Origin of the sequence: Agromyces sp. S2-1-8, assembly GCF_021129215.1 — a bacterium.
GTDB classification, from domain to species: domain Bacteria; phylum Actinomycetota; class Actinomycetes; order Actinomycetales; family Microbacteriaceae; genus Agromyces; species Agromyces chromiiresistens.
This window is the reverse complement of sequence record NZ_JAJOLP010000001.1, coordinates 3659797-3684187: the sequence shown is the minus strand read 5'-3', so window position 1 is coordinate 3684187 and position 24391 is coordinate 3659797. Positions and strand designations below refer to the sequence as shown.

The following is a 24391-nucleotide window of genomic DNA, read 5'->3' as shown; positions in this document are numbered from 1 at the left end:
TCGTCCGAGCGTCCAACGGAGGACCGCATGAAACGACATCACGCCATGCTGCTGACCTCGCTGGTCACGGCCGCCGTACTCATGGGACCGGGTACCGCGATGGCAGCGACGATGGGCACCGAAACCCCGGCGGCCGATGCCGCCACGAAGCTCGAGGCGGGCGACCCCTCGATCGCGATCGACACCGAGCGCGGCAAGATCGACATCATGGGCATCTGGGCCCACCCCGACGACGACGCCGGGTTCACGACGCCCTGCGGCGTCTGGCACGACCTCTACGGCGTGCGCTGCGGCATCATCATGGCCACGCGCGGCGAGGGCGGCTCGAACTCGGTCGGCCCCGAGGCCGGCCCCGACCTCGGCCTCCGCCGGGAGAACGAGGACCGCACCTCCCACGTGCGCTCGGGCACGATCGACATCTTCAACCTCGACCGGGTCGACTTCTTCTACAACACCTCGGCGGCGCTCACCGCGCAGGTGTGGGACGCCGAGGAGACCCTGCGCCGCACCGTGCGCATCATCCGCGAGACCCAGCCCGAGATCCTGGTCGGCTCGACGCCGTCGCTCGCGGCCGGGCACGGCAACCACCAGTACGCGCAGGGCCGCATGATCTGGGAGGCCGCGGCCGCGGCCGCCGATCCCGAGATGTTCCCCGAACAGCTCGAGGGCACGGGCGCCGTCGACACCTGGCAGGTCAAGAAGATCCTCGCCGGCGGCCTCACGACCGGCTCGGGAGGCACGGCCGCGCCGAACTGCAACACCGGCTTCACGCCGGCCGCGACGAACCCGTTCACGGTCGTCGGCACGTGGACCGGCTACGACTCGCCGTACGTCTGGGCCGAGGGCAACGTGCAGGGCCAGCAGGCGGGCACCGCCAAGTCGTGGGCGCAGGTCGGCCGCGAGGGCGGTCGGGCGCACCCCACGCAGGCACGCGTGATGGAGAAGGGCCTCACCAACCCCACCTGCCAGCGCTACGGCGTCTCGCAGTCGATCGTGCCGATGCAGCCGAACAGCTCGCCGGCCTCCGCGAACGACGACGCGGTGCTCTACGGCGCCGTCGTCGCCGACCCCGGCGGCATGCCGCTCGGCTCCGAGTTCTCGCTCGCGGTCGACGACTACTACGAGGCCGCCGGCGAGCCGTTCGAGGTCACCGTCTCGGCGCGCTCAGGCGAGGGCGACCTCGGCGGCGGCACCGTGAGCCTCGCGGTTCCCGCGGGCTGGCAGGTCTCCGACCCCGTCGAGCTCGACGGCATCGGCGACGAGGATGCCTCGACGGCGACGTTCACCGTCACCCCGGCCGCCGACGCGGCAGCGGGCGTCTACAAGCTCGCCGCTTCGTTCGACGGCGAGGTCACCGCGTACAACGACACCCGCATCGCGCTCGTCGCGCCCGTCGAGGGTCGCTTCGAGCGCTGGGGCAACATGGCCGAGTACGAGCAGTGGACCCGCGACCACGACGCCTACGTGGGCGGTCGCTCGAACGCCGTCGCCCAGATCGGCGCCGGCGAGACCGTGACGGTGCCGGTCGAGGTGACCAACCGCACCGCCTCGACGGAGTCGGGTGAGGTCGCGCTCGCGCTGCCCGCCGGGTTCGTCGCCGACGAGGCATCCAAGCCGTTCACGGGGCTCGCCGCGGGCGACACCGCGACGGTCGAGTTCGTCGTCACGCACACCGACCCAGCCGACCCCGGCAGCCGCACGGTGACGTTCACCGCGACGACGACCTCGGGTGCGGGCACCTCGACCGAGAACGAGACGGTGTACCTCGTGCCGACGGTCGTGATCCCGCAGCTCGCCTCGGCACCGACCGTCGACGGCACCGCCGACGACGTCTACACGGGCGAGCCGGTCGACATCGGCACCCGGTGGGAGGGCGCGGCCTGCGCCGTCGAGGGCGTCGACTGCGGCGACGGCAGCCTCGCGAAGCTCGGCTGGTACGACGACGCGCTCTACGCGCAGATCCGCGTGACCGACGACGTGGCGAGCGCCGCCGCGACGCCCGACCGGTGCTTCGGCCACTGGCTCGTCGACTCGGTCGAGCTGCTGCTCGACCCGCGCGGCGACTCGGTCGACACGTCGACGACGTTCAAGCTCGGCATGTTCCCGTTCACCGACGATGCCGAAGCCGCCAACGGCAACGGCGAGGACGGCCCGTGCTGGTCGCGCGACGCCGACAACCACCAGGGATTCTCGACGGGGCCGCTCGCCGAGACCGTCGAGGGCGGGCTCAACGCCGTCGGCGTCGAGGTGGCGGTCGAGGTCGCCCGCGAGGCCGACGGCACCTACGCCGGCGGCGGCTACGACCTCGAGGTGAAGGTGCCGCTCGCGGCCCTGCCCGCCGCGGTCGGCCCGACCGGCGCCGTGCCGTCGGGCGACGCCGCGCAGAACGACGTCGACCCGCGGTACCTGGGGCTCAACGTGACCCCGTACGACTCCGACACCCAGGACTTCATCGGCCAGACCCGCACCGCGTGGTCGGCCTTCGGAAGCCAGCAGTCGGAGCCCTACCGCTGGGGTCACGCCTACCTCGACGGGTACGCCCCGCCGGCCGACCGGTCGACCGAGGCGTCGGCGCCGATCATCCCCGACACCGCCCTGCAGGGCGTGCAGTCGCCGCAGACGGTCGCGCAGTCGGCGACCAGGGGCGGCACGATCTCGGGGGTGCAGCCGAGCGATGCGATGAGCGTCACCGACGTCAAGGTCCAGCAGAAGAACGTGCGCATCTCCTACGACACCGAGGAGGCGGGCACCGTGCGCGTCTTCCTCTGGAAGGGCGATACGACGTTCATCCCGGTCTGGACCACGAGCTGCGCCGGCGACGTGTACGGCTTCGAGGCCTGCTCGCCGGCCGACGGCGCGGCCCCGCCGTGGGCGCCCGACATGAGCGGCCGACTGCTGGGCTCGTTCGAGCAGGCCGTCGACGCCGGGACGGGCAAGCTCGCCGTGCCGATCGACGCGGCCACCCGCGCGGCGCTCGCCGACGACGCCCGCATCCTCGTCTCGTACGCCGAGCAGGGCGGCATCGAGGCGGGCAGCGGCGACGGCGTCAACGCGTGGAGCTTCCCGATCGAGGCGACCAAGCCCGGCAAGGGCTGATCCGCCGCGCGAACGCCCGGCCCGCATCCAGCGGGCCGGGCGTTTCGCGCGTCGCCGGGAGGCCTCCGCGCGATCGGAGATCGCCGCAGGATCGGAAGGATCCGCGCCGGTCGGACCGAGACCGTGGCGATCCCCGATGTCGCGGTGCGCCCTACTCGGGCCCGTCCAGCCGCAGCCGCTGACCTCCGAACCGCTCGCGCAGCAGACGGTCGTGCGAGACGAGCACGACCGCGCCGGTGAACCGTTCGAGCGCGCCTTCGAGGTCTTCGACCAGGTCGGGCGACAGGTGGTTCGTCGGCTCGTCGAGCAGCAGCAGCTCGTGCGGCTCGCTCACGAGCAGCGCGAGCTCGAGCCGCCGCCGCTGCCCGTACGAGAGCGCGCCGACCGGCACCACGAGGTCCCGCGGATGGAACAGCCCGAGCGACATCAGCCGGGCCTCGGCCGTCTCGCGGTCCTCGCGGATCCCCGCCGCGTACGCCTCGAGCAGGGTGCGACGACTCGGCCGGATCGCGCTCTGCTGGCGCAGGTGCCCGATGCGCGGCGTGGCCGTCACCGTGCCGGCATCGGCGCGGAGCTCCCCGGTGATGACGCGCAGCAGGCTCGTCTTGCCGACTCCGTTGCGTCCGGTGATCAGCAGCCGGCCCCCGGGCGCGAGCACGAGGTCGTCGACGGATGCCTCGGCCACCCGTACCCCGGAGAGCACGAGCAAGGGGGCGCCCTCGACCTGGGCGTCGACCGAACCGGTGAAGGCCGTCGGCGCGAACGAGAGCGGCTTGGCCGGCGGGATCACGGGCGCGGCGAGCAGCCGCGACATCCTCGCCTTCGCGTTGCGGATGCGGCCCATCGCCCCGTGGTCGCGGCCACGGGGCCGGAACGCGCCCGTGCCCATGCCGGCCTTGTCGAGCTTGCGCGGGATCGCGGCGAGCCGCCCCGCGTTCGCCGCGACGAGCTCGCGGTTGCGGGCGAGCTCGGCCTTCCACGTCTCGTAGGCGAGCCGGTGCCGTTCGCGTTCGTTCGCCTTCGCGATGAGGTAGCCGGGGTAGCCGTCGCCGTAGCGCGCGACCGAGGCGGCGTCGACCTCCCAGATCACCTGCGTGAGCGCCTGCAGGAACGCGCGGTCGTGCGTCACCACGACCACGGTGCCGTCGTGCACCCGCAGGCGATCGACGAGCCACTGCCACGCGTCGTCGTCGAGATCGTTGCTCGGTTCGTCGAGCAGCAGCAGCTCGGGGTTCGCAGCCACCGTCGCCGCGAGCGCGACGCGCGAGCGTTCGCCGCCCGAGAGCGTCTCCCACGCGCGGTCGCGGTCGAGGCCGCCGACGCCCAGCGCGTCGAGCGATGCATCGAGCCGGGCGGGAGCGCCGTAGCCGTCGCGCGCCTCGAAGCGCTCGGTGATGGCCGCGTACTCGGCGAGGGCGTCGTCGAGCGCGGCACCCTCGAGGTCGGCGAGCCCCTGCTCGGCCGCGTGCATCTCGCGTTCGAGCCCGCGCAGCTCGGTCGAGCACGCGTCGATCGCGTCGTGCACGGTCGCGTCCGACGCCAGCTCGAGCACCTGGTCGAGCGCGCCGACGCCTCCGGCGAAGCGCGCGACGAGCTCGCCGGCGTCGGGGCTCAGCGCGCCGCCGATGAGGCGCAGCAGGGTCGACTTGCCCGAGCCGTTGTCGCCGATGATGCCGACGCGCTCGCCGGGGCGGAGCGAGAGTTCGACCCGGTCGAGCACGACGCGCTCGCCGAAGCGCTTGGTCACGGCGTGGAGGGAGAGTTGGCTGGTGGGGTACATGGAGGAAGCTCCTTCCCGGCCCGTCTCGCGAGGTCGCGAGCGCCGGTCGAGGTTCGTCGGCGGACACCGCCCGAAGGGGGTGCGCGCGAGCGTCGACGGCTGCGAGCCGAATGATCAGTGGCGGTCGATTGCGCGTCGATCAGCGGCGCTCAGCGCCGGCATCGATGCGGAAGCCGTGGAGCATTGCTCGACACGGCTCACCACTCAGGAGTAGATCAGCGTACCCATCGCCGAGCGACGTTAGTGGGCGCTTCGGCCGGTGTCAAGGGTCGGTGGCCCTCGCGCCCGACACGAGCGTCGCGTCGAGCCCGGCGATGAGTGCTTCGAGGCCCTGGTCGAACGTTGCGAGTTCGCGCATGCCGGCGACGTCGGCCGTCGAGGCGGCGGCGACCCCTGCGCCGGACGGGCGCTCGGCCGCATGGCTGCGCGCCCACACCACGAGGAACCCCGAGGCGTAGGCGTCGACGATGCCGAGCACCTGCCGGGCCTGGTCGGCCGTCAGGCCCGCATGCTCGAGGCCGGCGAGCACGCCGGCGAGGTGCGGTGCGACGGGAGAGGTGTCGTACGGGGCGAGCGCCAGCAGCTCGAACGCGTGCGGCACCTGCACGGCGAGGTCGCGGTACGACGCGAGCGTGCGGCGCACCGCCTGCTGCCACGTCTCGCCGGGCTGCTCGTGCAGGTCGAGGCGCTCGATCAGCTGCTCGACGATCGCGTCGACGAGGTCGTCGCGACTGCTGACGTGCGTGTAGAGGCTCATCGGCGCGCAGCCGAGCTCGGTGGCGAGGCGGCGCATGGTCAGTCCGTCGAGGCCGTCGCGTTCGACGAGGGCGATCGCCGCATCGGTGACCTCGCGGCGGGTGAGGGTCTGGCGTGCCGTGCGAGCTCGCGACCACGGCTTCGCCGGAACTGCCGCTTGACGTGAGGCCATGCGTGCAAGAGTATCGTCCGTACAGTGTACGGAAGCGTACGACGTACGGGTCGATCTCGACACGTTCGGCACGCCCGACGCGCTCGCGACCGACCCCCGCCCCACCCCGAAAGGCACCACATGGAACTCTTCCGGCTCACCGCCACCGAGGCATCCGAGCTGATGCGCCGGCGCGAGCTGTCGCCCGTCGACCTGCTCGAGTCGGTCATCGCCCGCACCGAGGCGACCGAACCCTCGATCAACGCGGTCACCGAGCAGTGGATCGACGAGGCGCGCGACGCCGCACGCACGTCGGAGTCGCGCTTCGCCGCGGGCGACGACCTGCGCCCGCTCGAGGGCATCCCGCTCATGCTCAAGGACGAGCAGCCCGTCGCGGGCCGGCTCCTCGAAGACGGATGCCTCCTGGAGCAGGGGCACGTCGCCTCCGAGACCCACCCGATCGTCGAGCGGATCCAGGCGGCAGGCGCCGTCATCCACGCCCGCACGACGACGCCCGAGTACTGCTGCGCGCCCGTCACCCACTCGAAGCTCTGGGGCGTGACCCGCAACCCGTGGAACACCGACCTCACGCCCGGCGGCTCGTCGGGCGGGTCGGGCGCCGTGCTCGCCGCGGGCTCGACCCTGCTCGCGACCGGCTCCGACATCGGCGGGTCGATCCGCATCCCGGCGTCGTTCTGCGGAGTCGTGGGATTCAAGCCCCCGTTCGCTCGGGTGCCGGGCATGGCGCCGTTCAACTCCGACACGTACTGCGCCGACGGGCCGATGGGGCGGAGCGTCGCCGACGTCGCGATGCTGCAGAACGTCATCTCCGGCCCGTGGGTCGGCGACGCGGCATCCCTGCGCGACATCGCGACCGTCTCGGGGACCGTGGGCTCGCTCGAGGGCGTGCGCATCGCCCTCTGCCTCGACCTCGGCGGCTACGACGTCGACCCGGCCGTCGAGCTCAACACGCGCACCGTCGCGCTCGCGCTCGCGGCTGCGGGCGCGACCGTCGACGTCGTCGAGCTGCCGTGGGGCCCCGAGCGCACGCTCGCGACCGCGTGGCCGCACTTCGGCGCCGTCATGGGGCCGTTCATCGAGTCGATCCTCGAGGGCGACCCCGCCCGGGCCGAGCAGCTCATGCCGTACACGCGGGCGTTCGCCACGGCCGCCGCCGAGGGCGGCGCCTACGTCGACGGACTCGTCGCCGAGACGGCGTTCTACCGCCCCTTCGCCGAGCTCATGACGGACTACGACGTGCTCGTCTGCCCGACGATCGCCACGACCGGGTTCGCCGCCGACGAGCCGTCGACCGACAGCGCCGCGATCTTCTCGAAGCTCATGACGCTGCCGTTCAACGTGATCGGCCGCGTACCGGTGCTCGCCGTGCCGTCGGGCATCGCGCCGAACGGCGTGCCGACGGGCGTGCAGATCGTCGGCCGCACGTACGACGACGCGACCGTCTTCCGCGTCGGCGCCGCCCTCGAGCAGGAGCTCGCCCTCTGGACCGATCCGGCCTGGTGGCCGGAGCTCTGACCCACCGGGCCGGGGCGGCCGCAGCCGCCCCGGCCCGAACCTCCCCCATTCCCTCCGTCACCACCGTCGCTGACCAGGAGCAACCATGACCTCCACGTCCACCACCCCCACGACCGCCGCCGACGGCACGCTCGCCCGCGGCAAGCTCGGCACCTTCGACATCTTCTTCTTCGTGGTCGCCGCGGCCGCCCCGCTCGCCGTCATGGCCGGCGCGGCCCCGCTCGCGTTCCGGCTCGGCGGCATCGGCGCCCCGGGCGCCTACGTGTTCAGCGGCATCGTATACATCCTGTGCGCGGCCGGGTTCACGGCCTTCGCCCGCCACGTGCGCAACGCCGGAGCGTTCTACGCCTTCATCGGGCGCGGCCTCGGTCGGCGCGCGGGCGGCGCCGCGGCGCTCGTCGCGCTGCTGTCGTACGCACTCATCTGCGGGGGCTTCTACGGGTTCCTCGGCTTCTACGCCGCCGAGACGTTCAACGGCATGCTCGGCGTCGACGTGCACTGGTCGGTCTACGCGCTCGCGGGTGTCGCGATCGTGGCCTTCCTCGGCTACCGGCAGATCGACGTCGGCGCCCGCGTGCTCGCCGTGCTCATGACCCTCGAGGTGCTCATCCTCGTCGTGCTCGCGATCGCCGTGCTCGCCACCGAGGGCACGGCGAACTTCACCGTCGAGCCGTTCGCGCCGGGCAACGTGTTCAACCTCGCCTCGGGCGGCATGTTCGTGCTCGCGCTCGGCGCGTTCATCGGCTTCGAGGGCACCGCGATCTATGCCGAGGAGGCGCGCGACCCCGAGCGCACGGTGCCCAGGGCGACGTACATCGCGGTCGGGTTCCTCGCCCTGTTCCACGGCTTCATCGCGTGGGTCGCCGTCGCCGCGCTCGGCATCGACGGCCTCACCGAGTTCTCGCTGTCCGATGCGTTCCAGGGCCTCTACTTCATGCTCGCCGAGTCGTACCTCGGCGCGTGGGCGTCGATGGTGATGGGGCTCCTCATCGTCACGAGCATCCTCGCGGCGACGATCGCGTTCCACAACGCGACCTCCCGCTACCTCTTCGCGCTCGGCCGCGACGGCGTGCTGCCCGCGAAGCTCGCGCGCACCCACGCCCGATTCCACTCGCCGGTGCTCGCGAGCCTCGTGACGACGATCGCGTCGGTCGTGCTCATCGCGATCACGCTCGGGCTGCGCGGCGACCCGTACCTGCACCTGCTGCTCTGGACGAACGGCGTCGGCATCATCGGCATCGTCGCGCTGCAGCTGCTCTGCATGGTCAGCGTCGTGCGGTTCTTCAGCCGCGACCGCCGTGGGCACGGCGTGTTCCGGGTCGTCGTCGCGCCCGTGCTCGGCGTGGTCGGCCTCGCGGCCGGCCTGTACCTGATGCTCACGAACCTCGACCTCCTCACGGGCCGCACCGACTGGATCAACTGGGTGCTCATGGCGACGCTCGTCGTCGCGGCCGCGATCGGTGCGCTCCGGCCGGGGCGAGCGCCGACATCGGTCGAGACCGAGCCGACGACCGAGGGCGCCGGGTCCGCGTAGCGCGTCGCGGGGGCGGCGGGTACGGCCGGGTCAGCCGGCGGATGCCTCGGGCGCGCCGCCGAGGGCGGTGGGCGAGTCGAGCGCGCCCGCGGCCGCCGCAGCGGCGGCGGGGTCGGCGCCGGCGAAGCGGTCGAACCGGAACGGCGCGAGGTCGACCGGCGGCGTCTCACCCTCGGCGAGGTCGGCGAGCACGAGCCCCATGAGTGCCGAGAACTTGAAGCCCTCGCCCGAGTCGCCGCAGGCGACGGTCACGCCGGGCAGCGGAGTGCCGATCACGAAGCGGCCGTCGGGGGAGTCGGTCCAGCTGCACACCTTCGCGTCGACGACGGCGGCCCCCGTCATGCCGAGCGCCGTGCGCGCGTAGTCGAGCAGCGTCGCGGTGCGGGCATCGTCGGGCGTGCGGTCGTCGTCGACGCCCCACCGGGCCTCGCGCAGCGGTGCGTCGAGGCCGAGCTTGTAGCCGACCCCCGGCGTCGCCATCGCGTAGAGCGTCGGCCGCTCGCCCGCAGCGATGTCGATGAGGTCGGGCAGGTCGTCGAACGCCTGCGCCGGGTCTGCGACGTGCACGACCTGCTCGAGGTGCGGACGCAGCGGCACCGCGAGCCCCAGGCGGTCGAGCAGGGCGGATGCCCCGGGGCCGGCCGCGATCACGAGGGCGTCGGCCTCGAGCACCTCACCGCCGGCCAGGTGCACGCGGCGGGGGCCGTCACCCGAGGCATCCGCCTCGACGTCGACGACGTGGGCGATGCGCAGCTCGCCGCCCGCCTGCTCGAAGCGCCGCAGTTGCGCGCGCAGCGAGACCTCGGCGAGCACGGGGCCCGCCTCGGAGGTGTAGATCGCGCCGCGCCCGTCGGGCACGAGCCCCGGGAAGCGGGAGCCGACACGGTCGGCGCCGAGGCGCAGGTGCGGGATCCCCTCCATCGCGAGCGCCCACTCGAAGCCGTCGAGGGCGGCCGCCTCGTCGCGCCACACGAGCCCGCGCCGCAGGAACACCGGCTCTCCGGCGATCGACGAGAGCCGCTCCATCGCCTCGAGGCTCTGCCGGGTCATCGCGATCTTCGCCGGGTCGGGGTCGGCGAGCCGCCAGATGCGGGTCGGTCCGTGCGAAGAGGAGAGGGCGTTGCCCGGCCCGTAGCGGTCGACGAGGGTGACGTGGTGGCCGCGCCCGGCGAGCTCGGCCGCGGCCGGAAGCCCCCAGGCGCCCGCGCCGATGACGATGATCTGCATGCCCTCCATCTTCGCCGGTGAGCGGGGTGCCTCGAGCCTCCCGTCGACTCGGCCGGTCACTCGTCGGCGGAGCCCTCGTCGCCGGCCGCCCTCGCCACTGAGACGATGAACCCGCTGACGGCGCCGCCGAGCGCGGCGAGCGGGCTGAGCACCATGGCGATCGACCAGACGATGTCCTGCGTCAAGCTCGTCGCGAGCCACGTGAAGCCCGGGCTCGCGATGAGCAGCGCCGACCACCAGGGGGCTTCGAACGCGAATGCCGCGAGCCCGCACACGATGCTCACGATGCAGCAGGCCACCGTGAGCGGACCTGCCCACGGATTCGAGTTCTCGGAGCCGAAGCTGCCGAGGCCGTCGGCGAGGACCGCCACGATGAGGGTCGGGCCGACCAGGATCGCGACGACGAGCCAGGCCGTGCGCAGTGCGGCCTCGGCAGGGAGCTCGGGCCTCGTCGAGTCGGTCATGCGCGCCAGTGTAGGGAGCGCGAACGTCGAGCGCGGCCCCACATCGAGGGGGTGCGGGGGCTGCGATCCGGGCGTCCCTCGAGGGGTGGCGGCCCGCACACCGATGTGATATACCCACAGGGGGTATAGATATCCGGTGATGCGCATCAGCGAGGAGGCATCCCGATGAACCGGCTCGAATCGACGGCGGCCACGGCCGATCGCACACAGCAGACGACGACGAGACAGCCCGCCTGGCTCATCGTCGTCGTGCTCGTCATCGGCGTCGCGAGCGGCGTCGGGCTGCTCTTCAGCGGCTATCCAGAGGCGCTCGGCACGACCGTGCCGATGACCGCCCTCGGCATCGCGACGCTCTGCTACCTCGCTGCGGCCGTCACCGGCGTGCGCTGGGTCGCCTGGCTCGTCGTCGTGCTCGGCACCGTGCTCGTGTTCGGCGCCGAGCTGCTCGACGTGCCGAGGTGGCTCGTGATCGCGGCGGCGGGCCTGGTGCTGGCGGTCGTCGGTGTCATCCGCCGTCCGCGGGTGACCGCTCCGCAGGTGGTGGCGATGCTCGCCTACTTCGGCGTCGCGGTCGTCGCCCTCGCGCTCGACCCGCGGGCCGGGCTCGCGATCGCCGGCCTCGCGCTCGCCGCCCACGCCGGCTGGGACGCCGTGCACTACCGCCGCAACGTCGTCGTCGGTCGCTCGCTCGCGCTCTGGTGCATGGGGCTCGACCTGTTCCTCGGCCTCACCTGCGTGGGGGTCGCGCTCGCCGCGTGATCGGCCGTCCGGTCGCGGCGCCCGCTCGCAGGGGTGCGGAGCCGCGGACGATCAGATGACGACGTCGACCGCGTCGTCGGCGAGCAGGCCCACGTACTGCGCGTCGACGAGGATCGGCAGGTGGTCGCTCGACCCGCGCGGCAGCGTCTCGACCCGGCGGATCTCGAAATCGGCCGACGTCGCGAAGTCGAAGTGCCCGCGGAAGTACTTGTACCGCGTGTACGTGCGGCTGTCGCTCAGCGTGAGCTCGTAACCCGCGTCGCGCACCTTCTCGGCCAGGTTGTCCTTGAAGACCGGGTAGTTGTAGTCGCCCACCATCAGCGTCGGCAGGTGCGGGCCCATGAGCTGCAGCGAGCCGAGCGCCGCATTGATCTGGTGCCGTCGCAGCGAGTTGAGCGCCGTGAGGGGTGCCGCGTGGAACGATGCGACGACGATGTCGCGCCCGTGCTCGCGGTCGGTGAGGCGTGCGCCGAGCAGGCGCTCGTGTGCCGGGCGGAGGATGCGGTCGTGCAACGACTTCTTGAGGGCGAAGGCGCGGATGTCGCGGGGCTCGAAGCGATCGGCGCGGTAGTACATCGCAAGGCCGAGCCGGTTGCCCGTCGTGGAGTGCGCGAGCCGGAGCCGGCCGACGGCCTCGGCGAGGTCGGTGGTGTCGCATTCCTGCAGGCAGAGCACGTCGGGGGAGTACCGCTCATCGAGCGCCGCCAGCTCGGAGATGGCGCGGTGCTTGCGCAGGTTGTAGCTGATGACCAGCATCCCCTCAGCCTAGGCGTTCGAAGGTGAACGCCGGCCGTGGATGTCTCGTCACGTCATCCTCGCCGGACGCTCGCCGCCAGGGCCGCGCGCACCTCCTCCTCGACGAGGTCGGCGTTGATCGCCGCTCCCGCCATGCTGCCGGCCGCCATCGCGAACGGCACCGAGGAACGGGGATCGGTCACGTTGCCCGCGGCCCAGACGCCCGGCACGCTCGTGCGGCCCATCGCGTCGACCACGACGAACTCGCCGCCCATCGGGTGCGGCGCACGATCGGCGCCGAGGCGCCGGAGCACGGGGTCGTTCGGCTCGGGCACGGGCCCGGCGAAGATCGCGTCGGTCGCGAGTTCCGTGCCGACAACGAGCCGGATGCCTCGAAGGCGGCCTCCGTCGTCGGCGACGACGGCCGCGACCGCGCGATCCTCCACCGAGATGCCGCGTGCGATGAGGCCGGCGCGCGCCTCGGCGGTCAGCTCGGCACCGTGCGCGAAGAACGTCACATCGACCGAGAGCTGCCGCATGAGCTGGGCCTGGTGCACCTGCGCGGCGCTCGCGGCGAGCACGGCGATGCGCCGGTCGCGCGCCTCCCACCCGTCGCAGTACGGGCAGATGAACGCGCCGCGGCCCCACTGCTCGGCGAGACCGGGCACGGGCGGCAGCGCGTCGCGCAGGCCGCTCGCGACGAGCAGTCGCCGGGCGTGCAGGCGCTCGCCGTCGGCGAGCTCGAGCGCGACGCGCGGCCCGCGGCCGTTCGGCTCCGCAGTGCTGCCGGGCTCCGCTGCGTCGTCGAGGGCGCGCGCGTCGACGGCGATCCCGCCGCGCACGGTCACGCCCTCGTATCGTTCGAGTTCGGCGCGTCCGTCGGCGAGCAGGTCGAGCGGCGAGGTGTGGTCGCGACCCAGCACGCCGTGCATGTGACCGGCGAAGCGGTTGCGCGGGCTGCCTTCGTCGAGCACGAGCACCCGGCGGCGGGAGCGGCCCAGCATGAGCGCGGCGCTGAGTCCGGCGCTGCCGCCGCCGACGATGATGACGTCCCACGAGGTCTGCTGCATCTTCCGATCGTCGGCCGCACATGATGGAATGGCAAGCAAGTTTGCCGAAACGGCAAGGGGACACCATGCCAGACGACGCCGAGCACCTGCACCTCGACCGCATGCTCGAGGGCGTCGCACCACGACTGCGAGCGCTTCGCACCCGCCGCGGGTTCACCCTCGCCGAGCTCGCTGAGGAGACCGGCATCTCGGCGAGCACCCTGTCGCGGCTCGAGTCGGGTGGCCGCCGGCCGACCCTCGACCTGCTCATCCGCCTCGCCGCGGTGTACCGGGCGAGCCTCGACGACCTCGTCGGCGCACCGCAGATCGCCGACCCGAGGGTGCACCCCAAGCCGTTCTACCGCGACGGCAAGGCGATCATCCCGCTCACCCGCAGCAACCCCGACGTGCACGCGTTCAAGATGGTGCTGCCCGGGCACCCGCCCGAGGCGCCCGTCGAGCGGCGGGCGCACGAGGGGTACGACTGGGTGTACGTGCTGAGTGGTCGCGTGCGGCTCGCGCTCGGCGACGAAGAGCTCGTGCTCGAGCCGGGTGAGGCCGCCGAGTTCGACACGCGCGTGCCGCACGGCACCGCGAGTGCGTCGCTCGAACCGGCCGAGATCCTCAACCTGCTGAGCGCCCAGGGCGAGCGCGTGCACCTCCGTGAGGCGCCGTGACCGGCGGTCCCGGCCGTGATCGCGCCGTGCTCGACCCGCCCGGCCTCGTCGCCCTAGGCTGGCGGCCATGCCGTTGATCTTCTCCGTCGTCGTCGTCGCGGGCATGGTCTACGCGCTCGTCGACCTCATCATGCGCGACGAGTCGCAGGTGAAGCACCTGCCGAAGTTCGGCTGGATCCTGCTCGTGGTGCTGCTGCCGCTCATCGGCACGATCCTCTGGTTCGTGCTCGGGCGCGAGTACGCGCCCCGCGGTGCCGGCCTCGGGGGCTTCACCCCGGCCGGGCGCAGCCCCGAGCCGTGCGTCGCACCGCCGGCGGTGCCGCGCGACACCCGCAGCACCGAGGAGCAGCTCGCCGACCTCGACCGAGAGATCGAGTTCTACGAGCAGCGCGCCGAGCTCGAGCGCCGTCGGCGCGAGCTCGACGGCGGCGCCGCGCCGGGCGGGTAGCGACGGCCGAGTCGCGACGGCCGATGCCTCAGCTCCCGAGCGCGGCCACCTCGGCGCGCAGGCGCCCGGGCTCGAGGCCGAGCGCCCATTCGGTCGCGTCGGTGACGAAGCGCCAGTAGGCGTCGGAGTCGAACGCGCCGGTGTTGTTCGCGTAGGCGCCGAAGCCGTCGATCGCGACGAAGATGCGCACGCACGCGGCGAACGCGTCGTCGGGCGCGAACACCCCGGAGGCGATGCCGGCGTCGACGAGCTCGGTGAGCCGGGCGCGGTCGAGCGCCTCCTGCTCCTCGAGCGCCTCGTCGAGTGCGGGGCTGAAACGGCTGAGATGGCGCGCGTTCAGCCACAGCCGCGAGATCGGGCGGGCCTCGGGGCTCTCGACCCGGGCGACGAGACGGGCCATGCGTTCGAGCGGCTCGCCGCCTTCGGGCACGAGCGTCTCGCGCTCGTCGGAGACGGCGTGCACGAACGCGGCGATGACGAGGTCCTCCGCGACGGGGAAGTAGTGGCTGATGAGCCCGGGCCGAACGCCGAGCCGATCTGCGACCGCACGCAGCGTGATGCCCTCGAGCCCGTCGTCGAGCGCGATCGCCGCGGCGGTCGCGACGATCTCCGCGCGACGCTCCGCCGGCGGCTTGCGGGCGCGGGTCGCCGGCGCGCTTGACATCATGTCGATCATGTTATTGGATAAGCGACCAATAGCCCATTGGTCAAGCGACCAATAGCAGCGTCGCCACCGGCAGGGCCCTGACGACGCGACCCAGGCCCCGCCGAGAGGATCCCCCGTGTCATCCCAGACTCCCGCAGCGTCGCAGGACTTCGTCGACGCGCCGACCCAGCCCGAGACCCGCGGCATCGAGGTCGTCAGCCCGTCCGAGCGGCACGGTCGTGCCCGTGACCTCTTCGGGGTCTGGGCGGCCCCCAACGTGAGCATCCTGAACTTCACGATCGGCGCGACCATGATCCTGCTCGGCCTCGAGATCTGGCAGGCCGTCGCCGTCATCGTCGCGGCCAACCTGCTCTGGGTCTTCCCGGGCCTCATCGCGATCGCGGGTCCCGCGGCGGGCACGTCGGGCTCGGTCATCAGCCGCGCCCTCTACGGCATCATCGGCAACAAGGTCATCATCGCCTTCACCGGATGGCTCGTCTCGGCCGTCTTCCTCGCGCTGAACTGGCTCGCCTCGTCGTTCATGGGTGCCGACCTGCTCGCGCAGTGGGGCTTCGCCGACCCCGTGCTCGGCCCCGTCGCCGTCACCCTCGTCGTCTCGGCGATCACGGTGCTCGTCGCGGTCTACGGCCACGGGCTCATCATCAAGAGCTACACCGCGATCTCGATCGGCCTGCTCGTGATCTTCCTCGCGGTGACCGCGTTCGCACTGCCGACCGTCGACTGGGGCTACCAGGCGCCCGAGGCGCTCACCGGAGTGCCCCTCTGGTCGGCCATCACGATCGGCTTCACGATCCTCGCCTCGACGCCGCTCTCGTACATCAACAGCCCCGACATCGCCCGCTACCTGCCGCGCGAGACGAAACCCTCGCACATCATCGCGGCGACCGCGCTCGGCGGTGCACTGCCCGGCATCTTCTTCACCGTCGTCGGCGCGCTCATCGTGACCGGGCTCACCGGTCCCCAGCTCGAGGCGGGCATCGAATCGGCCATCCTCGGGCTGCTTCCGACCTGGCTCGGCCCGCTGCTCGTGCTCGCGGTCATCGTCAACACGATCGCCCTCAACGGCATGACGACGTACACCTCGAGCATGGCGCTGCAGTCGGTCGGGGTGCCGATCCGCCGCATCCCGTCGGCGATCGTCATCGGCGTCATCGGCACCGCGCTCACCCTCTACCTCGTCATGTCGACGAACCTGCTCGACGCCGTCAACCTCATGCTGCAGTTCCTCGTGATCGTCTCGGGCCCGGCGATGGCGATCTTCGCGACCGACATCGTGCTGCGCCGCAACCGCTACGACGCGACCGACCTCTTCGACGAGGAGCGCGGCGGCAGATACTGGTACACCGCCGGCTGGAGCATCCCCGGCATGACGTCGGTGGTCGTGGGCGGCATCGCGACCGCGGCCTGCCTCTCGACCGACGTCTGGACGGGGCCGGTCTCGGAGGCGATGGGCTGGGTCGACCTGTCGGTGCCCGTGGGCATGATCGTCTCCGCGCTCGTCTATCTCGGCCTCTCGAAGACCGGCCTCGGTCGGTTCGAGGAGGTGCCGACCGCTCGGGCCGCACAGGTGGCGGAGGCCGCGCAGCCCGCGCGGGCCGCGAGCCCCGCCGACCCCTCGACCGAGCCCGCGGCATGATGGCGGACATGAGCGACGCGACCCTTCCGATCGATCCGCACGACCCCGCCGCGACCGGCCCGCACCCGCCGCGCTACCCGGGCGCGCCGGCCGGGGTGCCGACGCTCGACACCTGGCAGGAGTCGCCGGGCAACCGCTGGGCGTTCGGCGACCTCGGCGAGCTCGTGCCGACGGCGACGATCTCCCGCACCCCGCCGAGCGACCGCGCCGGCGCCGCGACCGTGCGGCTCGAGGCGTTCGGCGACGCGCTGCCCGACCTCGAACGCCGGCTCGAGGCCACGTTCACCGACGCGTTCCTCGTGCTGCGCGGCGACGAGGTGGTCGCCGAGTACTACAAGCCCGGCTTCGCGCCCGACCAGCGGCACCTGCTGATGAGCGTCTCGAAGTCGATCTGCGGCCTCACCGTCGGCGCGCTCGTCGACGCGGGTCGCATCGACCCGGCGCGCCGCGTCACCGACTACGTGCCCGAGTTGGCCGGCTCGGTCTACGACGGGCCGACCGTGCGCCACGTGCTCGACATGCAGGTCGCGATCGACTACGACGAGAACTACGTCGACCCGGCGGCAGAGGTGCAGACCCACGACCGCTCGGCGGGCTGGCGGGTGCGCCGACCGAGCGACCCCGTCGACACGTACGCGTTCCTGACGACGCTCCGCGGCAGCGGAGCGGTGGGGGAGTTCCAGTACTGCTCGGCGAACACCGACGTGCTCGCCTGGATCGTCGAGCGGGTCACCGGCGCCCGCTACCACGACGTCGTCTCCGAGCTGGTCTGGTCGAAGCTCGGCGCCGACCGAGACGCGACCATCACCGTCGACCGGTCGGGCTTCGGCTTCGCGAACGGCGGCGTCTCGTGCACGGCGCGCGACCTCGCCCGGGTGGGCCGCGCCGTGCTCGACGGCGGCGTCGCGCCCGGCGGCCGGGTCGTCTCCGAGGCGTGGGCCCGAGGCATCCTCGCCGGGGGCGATCGGGAGGCGATGACGTACGAGGGCTTCACGAGTGCGTTCCCCGGCGGCTCGTACACGGCGCAGTGGTGGTGCATGGGCAACGATCGCGGCAACGTGAGCGGCATCGGCATCCACGGGCAGAACCTCTGGCTCGACCCCGCGACCGACTCGGTGATCGTGAAGTTCTCGACCTGGCCCGACCCCGACACCGCAGAGTGGAACGCCCTGCAGGGCACGTTGCTCGTCGACGTGAGCGAGGCGCTCGACACGATCTGACGGGCGGGATGCCTCGGCGCGCACGCTGCGCCGAGGCATCCGTCACGCGTTCGTCATGCCCACGAGGGCGGATGCCCGGGCTCGCGTGATTCGGTGGCAGCCCGGAGGACGCGGCGAAACCCGAGCTTCTATCATTTCGATGGTTCAGCCCAGCCGCATCGCGGCACGCACCATCGGGAGGAGACGTGGACGGCACCCTCGCAATGATCGCGTCCGTCGCCGCCGAGGCGGACGACGCGTCGGACTGGGGACTCTTCCAGGCCGGCTTCATCGGGCCGCTCATCGACTTCGGCGTCGTCTGGGTCGCGGTCTGGCTCGTCGCGGTCGTGGCTGCGCGACTGCTCTCGGCGCTGAGGTTCTGGACGAGGCGGCCGACGACGCGGCACCGGAGCATGACGGCGAAGGTGCTCGGAGGCCTCATCACCGCCCTCGCCGCCGCCGCATTCGTCGCGGTCGGTGCGATGACGAGTGCCATCGCGCCGCTGACCCCGCTCGCGTGGGTCACGGTCGGACTCCTGGGCGCCGCCGGCGTCGTCGTGCTCGCCTTCGGCATGGCGACCACACCCTGGCTCAAGATCACGGTGACCGGCACGGGCGGCGCGACGAACGACGCGTGGGCCACCGAGGTGACGGTGCGCATGCGCGAGCTCAACGCCGACAACCCGAAGGGTCGCATCGAGCGGCCAGACGGATCCGACCTCAACGAACTCGTCGCGATCGCCGACCGCACCGACAACTGGGCGGTCGCGCTCGTCGGCGGCGCGATGGCGATGCTGCTCAACCTCACCCCGTGGCGACTCGAGGTGACGGTGTTCAACGCGGACTCGGGCGTCGCGCGGCTGCGCCGCAACGGCCGAGTCGTCGAGGACGCCTCCCTCCGGTTGCCCGCCCCGCCGGCCGACGGCGAGCATCCCGGTGAGCTGCTCACGCTCGCCGCGGCGTTCGCCGCCGTGAAGGTCGCGCACGAGTACCCCGACATCGTCGGCTTCTACAACACCGAGAACTGGCTCGGACTCGGGCTCATCGGCGTCGCGCGCCGCACCGACGATGCCGAACTCCGAGAGCGGTACATCGCGCGGGCGAGGGACGCCGATCCCCGAAGCATCCTGGTCGAATTCGAGGACGTCTACGAGCGGTACGCCGGGGTGACCGACGCGCGACGACTGCGCGAACTCATCGACCGGCTCGAACCCATGATCGAGGTCGCCGCCGAGCAGACGGGGCGGCACCTCGGACTCGCGGGCGCACAGCGCAAGCCCTGGCACGGCACGACACCGCCCGTCGACGCAGACCCGGCTCGCGAGGCCGCCGAGGCCGCTGCCGGGGCCCGGAGGCGCCGCCGGCAGTTCGACGAGCCGCCGATGCTCATGCTGCGGCTGCAGAGCTACTACCTCATGACGATGCGCAATTGGCTCGTCTCGGACGACGACGTGCTGAACGAGGCCACCGAGCGTCGGGACCGGCTCCGTCGGGCGACGAGCGTCGCGGGCGAACTCGTGGCCGCCCTCGGCGAGCTGAAGCAGGAGGAGGAGAAGCGGCGGCGGAGGGCCCAGTACGCCGACCAGCGCACGTCGCTCGAACGCATGGAGCAGCGCGCTGCGCTCGGCCTGCTGCTCCTCTCCGAGGAATGCCGGCGCCTGGGTGAGGCAGCGGACGACGAGGTCTCGCGCGAGCGGATCCGCCTCGCGACGGAGTGGAAGCGAGCCGCGATGGAGTCGGATGCGATCGAGGTGAAGTACTCCGTCGCGTGCTACCAGAGCCGTTGCATCGTCGACGAGGAATCGGGCGACGGGGCCGAGTTCGACGACCTCGTCCGGCGGCTCGGCGGCGTCTGCTGGGTCGACGAGTACCGCGACCTCGCGCTCGCCGATCCAGAGCTCGCCCCGCTCGTCGACCCTCGGCGGTCGGAGCGGCCGCGCCGTGTCCGGATGCGCGACGCGGTGCTCCTCGAGATGGAGGACGCCTGGCAGATCGAACGGTTCCGCAGGGTCAGGCTCCAGCTCGAACGGGCGGGGGTGCGTTCACCCGAGGACCTCGTCGTCCCCGCGACGCAGACGCGGGTCGTGCAGCGGTCGGACCTCGATGCGAACGACGTCGAGGCGCTCGCCGACGCCGCGCGCATCCTCCGGGCCGCGCTCGTGACGGAGTGCGACCTGATTCCCGACCGGTTCGACGGCCGCGACGCGGAGCGCGAGCGATGGGCGCGCCGGCGCGCTGCACGCGCGCTGCTCGACGACGGTCGGCACACGGTGTCGACGCTGCTGGCCGAGTACGCGGAGGTGCCGGAAGCGCTCATCGACGACGTCGCCCGGGCGATGTTCTGGCGGCCGGACGATGACGAGGCGGCCGCCGTCGCGCTCTACGTCGACCGCATGATCGAGCAGCTGCAGGGCCCGCGCGGGCTGTCGCTGCGCACGGAGGACGAGCCTGCGGCGTGATCAGGCCGCGCCGCTCCACGGCGCCGGCACGATGATCCAGGCGACCTCGGCGCCGCCGTCGCCGGCCTCCCACGAATGGGGCTCGCGACCCGGGAAGGTGAGGGCGTCGCCCTCGGCGAGCTCGACGACGCGGTCGACGAAGCGCGCCGTCACCGACCCAGAGATCACGTGCAGCACCTCGACGTCGCTCGAGATCGTGTAGAGCTCTGCGCCGCCGGATGCGCCGGGAGCCATCGACGACCGGATCACCTGCACGCGCGACTCGCCGCGCGGCGAGACGAGCCGCTCGACGACCCCGGTGCCGCCGAAGTTCACGCGCGGTGCGCCGTCGAGCGCGATGTGCTGGATCTCGGGCTCGGCGAAGAGCGAGCCGATCGTGAGCGAGAGCACCTGGCAGAGCTGTACGAGCGTGGCGACGCTCGGCGAGGTCTCGTCGCGCTCGAGCCGGCTGAGGAACCCCTTCGTGAGTCCGCTCGCCTCGGCGACCTGGGCGAGCGTCATGCCCTGGGCGGTGCGGGCGTTGCGGATTCGCGCGCCGATGGCGAGCGGGGAGCCGCTCGGACCGGGCGGGACGGGTCGTGGCATCGGTGCCCCCTTCGCAGTCGACGGCCGCGGCGTTGACAGCCCGGCACGGGCGACGTAGCATGGCCGCAAGTTTCCTCAAGGATATCAAAGGTTTACTGATATGCAACTCGATGACACCGAGAACACCTCCGGCGCCGCCGCATCGGGCGCTGTCCGGCCGACCCCCGTCGGACCCGTCGACGCGAGCCGCGTGCCCCGCTTCGCGGGCATCGCCACGTTCGCCCGCCTGCCGCGCCTCGACGAGGTGCCGCACGCGGACATCGCGGTCGTGGGCGTGCCGTTCGACAGCGGCGTGAGCTACCGTCCGGGCGCGCGCTTCGGCCCGTCGCACGTGCGCGAGGCCTCGCGCCTGCTGCGCCCGTTCAACCCCGCCCAGGGGGTGCTGCCCTTCGCCGTGCAGCAGGTCGCCGACGCCGGCGACATCGCCGTGAACCCGTTCGACATCGACGAGGCCGTCGCCGACGTCGAGGCCGGCGCGAAGGCGCTCGACGGGCAGGCCGACCGACTCGTCGTCATCGGCGGCGACCACACGATCGCCCTGCCGCTGCTGCGCGCCGTCACGGCGAAGCACGGCCCGGTCGCGGTGCTGCACTTCGACGCCCACCTCGACACGTGGGACACGTACTTCGGCGCGCCGATCACGCACGGCACGCCGTTCCGCCGCGCCTCGGAGGAGGGGCTCATCGACCTCACCGCGAGCATGCACGTCGGCACGCGCGGCCCGCTCTACGGCGTCGAGGACCTCACGGACGACGCCCGCCTCGGCTTCGCGATCGTCACGAGCGAGGACATCGAGGAGCGGGGCGTCGAGGCCGCGATCGAGCGCATCCGCACCCGCATCGGCGACAAGCCGCTCTACATCTCGATCGACATCGACGTGCTCGATCCCGCGCACGCCCCCGGCACCGGCACCCCCGAGGCCGGCGGGCTCACGAGCCGCGAACTGCTCCGCATCATCCGCGCGCTCGCCGACAAGCGCATCGTCGGCGCTGACGTCGTCGAGGTCGCCCCGGCCTACGACCACGCCCAGCTCACCGCCGTCGCGGCATCCCATGTCGCCTACGAGCTCATCAGCGCGATGGCGCCTCGCGCCTGACCTTCCCTCGCCGCCCACTCCACGATCGAAGGAGATCGACATGACCACCCGTGAACCGAGCCGCGACGAGGTGCTCGCCGCCGCCGACGCGATCGTCGACGCGTTCGCCGCAACCGACGGCCCCCGCTACTTCGCGGGCTTCGCCCCCGACGCGAGCTTCATGTTCCACACCGAGCCCGCCCGACTCGACGACCGCGCCGCCTACGAGGCCCTCTGGGCCGAGTGGACGGCGGGCGGCTGGCACGTGCTCGCGTGCGAGTCGGCCAACCGGCTCGTGCAGACCCACCCCGGCGGCGCCGTGTTCTCGCACGACGTCGCGACGCGGGTCGACACCGGTGACGGCGAGGACGCGTACCGCGAACGGGAGACCATCGTCTTCCGCGTCGACGGCGACGCGCTCCTCGCCGTGCACGAGCACCTCTCGCCCCTGCCCGGCGCCGGCGCCGAGGCATCCGCCGACTGACGACCCACCCCGACCTCCACCCCCGAGGAGAAGCAGCAATGTCGCTCTACACCCGTCTCGACCGCCGCCTCGCCGAGCAGGCCGACAACTCCGGGCCGGTCCGCGGCACGTTGTCGACGCCCCGCATCGGCATGATCTGGCTGGCGGCGAACCTCGTCGTCACCACCCTGCTCACCGGCACCCTGTTCATCCCCGCCGTCGACTACGGCGTCGCGATCACGATGATCGTGCTCGGCACGCTCGGCGGCGCCGTCGTGCTGACGCTCGTCGGCAACATCGGCACCCGCACGGGCCTGCCGACGATGGCGCTCACCCGAGGCGCGTTCGGCACCCGCGGCGGCTACCTGCCGATGGCGGCCAACGTCATCATCCTCATGGGCTGGAGCTGGGTGCAGGCGATGCTCGCGGGCGTCACCGTGAACTACCTGGTCGAGAGCCTCACCGGGTTCTCGAGCCCCATCCTCTTCTCGGTGATCTGCCAGGCCATCGTCGTCATCCTCGCGATCTTCGGCCACGAGGGCATCGCGCGCGTCGAGCCGTGGCTCGCCGTGCTCATGCTCGCGATCATCGCGTGGATCTTCGTCGTCGCGTTCACGGGCTTCGCGCCGAGCGCGTACCAGGCGATCCCCGTCGACGAGGCGATCGGGTACACCCCCGCGATCGTGCTCGACATCGTGATCGCGACCGCCGTGTCGTGGACGGTGCTCTCGGCCGACTTCAACCGGCTCGCGGTGTCGAGCCGCGCCGGCATCCTCGGCTCGGGCATCGGCTACACGCTGTCGACGGTCATCGCGATGACGCTCGGCGCGACGGCGATCGGCTACGTGATCCTCTCGGGCGGCGAGGCGGCCCCCTTCGACCCGGGCGTGCTCGTCGCGGCGTTCGGCGCCCCGATCGCGATCGTCATCTTCGTCTCGGTCATGGCGACGAACTCGATGGTCGTCTACGGCATGACCACCTCGATCGTGAACGCGAGCGCCGGGCGTGCGAGGCTGCGCTTCCTGCCGACCGCGCTCGTCGTGGGCGTGATCTCGATCGTCGGCTCGACGTGGCTCGCGCTGCTCGACCAGTTCACGACCTTCCTGACCGTGATCGGCGCGTTCTTCGTGCCGGTGTTCGCGATCATGATCGTCGACTACTACCTGATCAAGCGGTCGTCGTACGGCCGCGACCTGCTCGAGCACCGCGGCGGCCGGTACTGGTATCTCGCCGGCGTCAACTGGATCGCCGTCGCGGCGTGGGCGATCGGCGCCGTCGCGTCGTACCTCATGGTCTACGTGTGGCCGAGCCCGGTCGGCGCGACGATCCCCGCGTTCGTCATCACGTTCGTGCTCTACCTCGTCGCGATGCTGCCCGAGCGGGCGCGCAACGTGCGCGAACCGAGCGTGCACCTCGCCGAGGTCGAGGCGAACGACGACGCGGATGCCTCGGCGCATGCGTGAGCTCAGCCGGCCCGTCGTCGGGGGCATGCGGGTCTACCCCGGCGACCCCGACGTGCGCATCGAACCGGCGCTCGAGCTCGCCGCCGACGGGGTCGACGTCGCCCGGCTGCACCTCGGCTCGCACACCGGAACGCATCTCGACGCACCGTCGCACACGGTCGCGGGCGGTCGCACCACCGGGGCGATCGGCCTCGACGAGCTCGTCGGCGACGCGATCGTCGTGCACCTCGGCGGCCTCGCGCCGCGCTCGCACTACGGCCTCGCCGACCTCGAGGCGGCGCTCGGCGCCCCGCTGCCCGATCGGGTGCCGCCGATCGTCGTCGTCGACACCGGCTGGGCGCGGCTGTTCGACACCGACACCGCGCTCGAGCATCCGGCGATGGACCCGGCCGCCGCGGCCGAGCTCGTTCGCCGGGGCATGCACGTGCTCGCGGTCGACACCCTGAGCCCCGACCCGACGGTCGACGGCGGCACCGCGTTCCCGGTGCACGAGGCCGTGCTCGGCAGCGATCGGCTCATCGTCGAGAACCTCACCGGGCTCGAGGGGCTCGCCGAGCGGGTGCGCATCGGGTTCTTCCCGCTGCGCGTCGACCTCGACGGGGCGCCGGTCAGGGCGGTCGCGTTCGACTGAC

General features: G+C 72.4%; 21 protein-coding genes. 13 read left to right on the top strand and 8 right to left on the bottom strand.

Annotated features, from left to right (window positions below; translation table 11 throughout):
• Positions 1-27 precede the first annotated feature (27 nt).
• A complete protein-coding gene (locus tag LR269_RS16735) occupies positions 28-3096 on the top strand; it encodes an NEW3 domain-containing protein (RefSeq protein ID WP_231431888.1) in 3069 nt (1022 codons plus the stop codon).
• A 151-nt stretch (positions 3097-3247) separates the two neighbouring features.
• Here LR269_RS16735 and LR269_RS16730 read toward each other — a convergent pair whose 3' ends face one another.
• On the bottom strand, positions 3248-4876 hold the full coding sequence (locus LR269_RS16730; protein WP_231431887.1) for an ABC-F family ATP-binding cassette domain-containing protein: 1629 nt from the start codon (positions 4874-4876) through the stop codon (positions 3248-3250).
• A 262-nt stretch (positions 4877-5138) separates the two neighbouring features.
• Positions 5139-5804, bottom strand: a complete 666-nt coding sequence (locus tag LR269_RS16725) for a TetR/AcrR family transcriptional regulator (RefSeq protein WP_231431886.1) — start codon at positions 5802-5804, stop codon at positions 5139-5141.
• A 120-nt stretch (positions 5805-5924) separates the two neighbouring features.
• Between LR269_RS16725 and LR269_RS16720 the strand changes: the two genes are divergently transcribed.
• Both LR269_RS16720 and LR269_RS16715 read left to right on the top strand, forming a co-directional pair.
• Positions 5925-7319, top strand: coding sequence for an amidase (locus LR269_RS16720; protein WP_304504454.1), 1395 nt, complete (start codon positions 5925-5927; stop codon positions 7317-7319).
• 85 nt (positions 7320-7404) lie between these two features.
• The gene (locus LR269_RS16715; RefSeq protein WP_231431885.1) at positions 7405-8853 is read left to right on the top strand and encodes an APC family permease; all 1449 of its coding nucleotides are present in this window, start codon (positions 7405-7407) and stop codon (positions 8851-8853) included.
• 30 nt (positions 8854-8883) lie between these two features.
• Here LR269_RS16715 and LR269_RS16710 read toward each other — a convergent pair whose 3' ends face one another.
• Both LR269_RS16710 and LR269_RS16705 read right to left on the bottom strand, forming a co-directional pair.
• Positions 8884-10080, bottom strand: a complete 1197-nt coding sequence (locus tag LR269_RS16710; protein WP_231431884.1) for an FAD-dependent oxidoreductase — start codon at positions 10078-10080, stop codon at positions 8884-8886.
• A 56-nt stretch (positions 10081-10136) separates the two neighbouring features.
• Positions 10137-10544: a hypothetical protein gene (locus LR269_RS16705; protein ID WP_231431883.1), complete on the bottom strand. Its 408-nt coding sequence runs from the start codon at positions 10542-10544 to the stop codon at positions 10137-10139.
• Between the two features lie 165 nt (positions 10545-10709).
• Here LR269_RS16705 and LR269_RS16700 point away from each other — a divergent pair, with 165 nt between their 5' ends.
• Positions 10710-11303 (top strand): hypothetical protein, encoded by a 594-nt coding sequence (locus LR269_RS16700; protein WP_231431882.1) that lies wholly within the window; start codon positions 10710-10712, stop codon positions 11301-11303.
• Positions 11304-11354: 51 nt separating this feature from the next.
• Here the strand turns inward: LR269_RS16700 and LR269_RS16695 are convergent, their stop codons facing one another.
• Together LR269_RS16695 and LR269_RS16690 are read right to left on the bottom strand one after the other, a co-directional pair.
• Positions 11355-12059 carry an endonuclease/exonuclease/phosphatase family protein gene (locus tag LR269_RS16695; protein ID WP_231431881.1) on the bottom strand — a complete coding sequence of 235 codons (705 nt, stop codon included), beginning with the start codon at positions 12057-12059 and terminating at the stop codon, positions 11355-11357.
• 53 nt (positions 12060-12112) lie between these two features.
• Positions 12113-13108 (bottom strand): NAD(P)/FAD-dependent oxidoreductase, encoded by a 996-nt coding sequence (locus tag LR269_RS16690; RefSeq protein WP_231431880.1) that lies wholly within the window; start codon positions 13106-13108, stop codon positions 12113-12115.
• Positions 13109-13173: 65 nt separating this feature from the next.
• Here LR269_RS16690 and LR269_RS16685 point away from each other — a divergent pair, with 65 nt between their 5' ends.
• Complete coding sequence (locus LR269_RS16685; protein ID WP_231431879.1) at positions 13174-13764, top strand: helix-turn-helix domain-containing protein; 591 nt, start codon at positions 13174-13176, stop codon at positions 13762-13764.
• Positions 13765-13831: 67 nt separating this feature from the next.
• Positions 13832-14212, top strand: a complete 381-nt coding sequence (locus LR269_RS16680) for a PLDc N-terminal domain-containing protein (protein ID WP_231431878.1) — start codon at positions 13832-13834, stop codon at positions 14210-14212.
• A 28-nt stretch (positions 14213-14240) separates the two neighbouring features.
• Here the strand turns inward: LR269_RS16680 and LR269_RS16675 are convergent, their stop codons facing one another.
• Positions 14241-14879: a TetR/AcrR family transcriptional regulator gene (locus tag LR269_RS16675; protein ID WP_231431877.1), complete on the bottom strand. Its 639-nt coding sequence runs from the start codon at positions 14877-14879 to the stop codon at positions 14241-14243.
• A gap of 115 nt (positions 14880-14994) precedes the next feature.
• Between LR269_RS16675 and LR269_RS16670 the strand changes: the two genes are divergently transcribed.
• The 3 genes from LR269_RS16670 (at position 14995) to LR269_RS16660 (ending at position 20173) form a co-directional block, all read left to right on the top strand.
• Positions 14995-16515 carry a cytosine permease gene (locus tag LR269_RS16670; RefSeq protein WP_231431876.1) on the top strand — a complete coding sequence of 507 codons (1521 nt, stop codon included), beginning with the start codon at positions 14995-14997 and terminating at the stop codon, positions 16513-16515.
• 8 nt (positions 16516-16523) lie between these two features.
• The gene (locus tag LR269_RS16665; protein ID WP_231431875.1) at positions 16524-17735 is read left to right on the top strand and encodes a serine hydrolase; all 1212 of its coding nucleotides are present in this window, start codon (positions 16524-16526) and stop codon (positions 17733-17735) included.
• A gap of 203 nt (positions 17736-17938) precedes the next feature.
• On the top strand, positions 17939-20173 hold the full coding sequence (locus tag LR269_RS16660; RefSeq protein ID WP_231431874.1) for a hypothetical protein: 2235 nt from the start codon (positions 17939-17941) through the stop codon (positions 20171-20173).
• Here LR269_RS16660 and LR269_RS16655 read toward each other — a convergent pair whose 3' ends face one another.
• On the bottom strand, positions 20174-20758 hold the full coding sequence (locus tag LR269_RS16655) for a helix-turn-helix domain-containing protein (protein ID WP_231431873.1): 585 nt from the start codon (positions 20756-20758) through the stop codon (positions 20174-20176). It abuts the gene before it with no gap.
• 100 nt (positions 20759-20858) lie between these two features.
• Here LR269_RS16655 and speB point away from each other — a divergent pair, with 100 nt between their 5' ends.
• The 4 genes from speB to LR269_RS16635 are packed head-to-tail and all read left to right on the top strand — an operon-like array spanning position 20859 to position 24390.
• Entirely contained in the window at positions 20859-21854 is a 996-nt protein-coding gene (gene speB, locus LR269_RS16650; RefSeq protein WP_231431872.1) for an agmatinase, read from the top strand.
• Positions 21855-21894: 40 nt separating this feature from the next.
• Positions 21895-22317 (top strand): nuclear transport factor 2 family protein, encoded by a 423-nt coding sequence (locus LR269_RS16645; protein ID WP_231431871.1) that lies wholly within the window; start codon positions 21895-21897, stop codon positions 22315-22317.
• Between the two features lie 38 nt (positions 22318-22355).
• On the top strand, positions 22356-23759 hold the full coding sequence (locus LR269_RS16640; protein ID WP_231431870.1) for a cytosine permease: 1404 nt from the start codon (positions 22356-22358) through the stop codon (positions 23757-23759).
• Positions 23752-24390, top strand: a complete 639-nt coding sequence (locus LR269_RS16635) for a cyclase family protein (protein ID WP_231431869.1) — start codon at positions 23752-23754, stop codon at positions 24388-24390. The genes LR269_RS16640 and LR269_RS16635 overlap by 8 nt, the downstream gene beginning before the upstream one ends.
• The last annotated feature ends 1 nt before the right edge of the window (position 24391 follow it).